Below are 592 nucleotides of genomic sequence, written 5' to 3' on the forward strand. Positions count from 1 at the left end.
TCACACGAGGATTGCAACTGTTGGAAGGGCAGGACGATGCCCGGATAGCCCGTGGAGAGATGGCGCAGTCAGGCCACTCGGTGAAGCAGGAACCCGCCTATAAGGACTTTCCCATTTTGCAAGCTTCAGGTTCATTCAGTCATTGATTAGGTTCCGATGTTATAGCGGGCGCATTCGGCGGTGAGCGGCGGGACAGACTGCACACCTATAAACGGCCTTGTGGGGCGCGGTCGCTTCTGTGCCCGGGCCAGGATAGTAACCGCGCAGCAGGACTCCATCCGACGCACGGCGTACACATGGAGTGTGTCGCCTGCGGGTTCCGCGAGTTCGCCTGCTGCCGGTCTGACCTGTCGCCATCCATGCCTATTGCGTCCTTGGGGTGGAAGCTCGTTGAGCGGGGGTTAGCCTTTATTCGAGCTGGTGCCGAGCGTGGGCGTATATGAAGGATCAAAACGCTCACCTTTAGCCAGGATCGCCCACAGGATCCGCGCGTGCTTGTTCGCGATCGCGACCAGCGTTCGGTACCAGCCTACCCGTGCATGCAGCTGAACGATCCAGCGCGAGAGCCGGTCGGTTCGTCGGTGAGCACTGG

General features: G+C 60.3%; 1 pseudogene. It reads right to left on the reverse strand.

What is annotated here, in order from left to right:
- Nucleotides 1-401: 401 nt before the first annotated feature.
- A pseudogene (locus G3N94_RS41940) lies at nt 402-592 on the reverse strand (IS110 family transposase); the annotation flags it as partial.

Source organism: Burkholderia sp. Ac-20353 (genome assembly GCF_017104785.1).
In the GTDB taxonomy this organism is placed as follows: Bacteria; Pseudomonadota; Gammaproteobacteria; order Burkholderiales; family Burkholderiaceae; genus Burkholderia.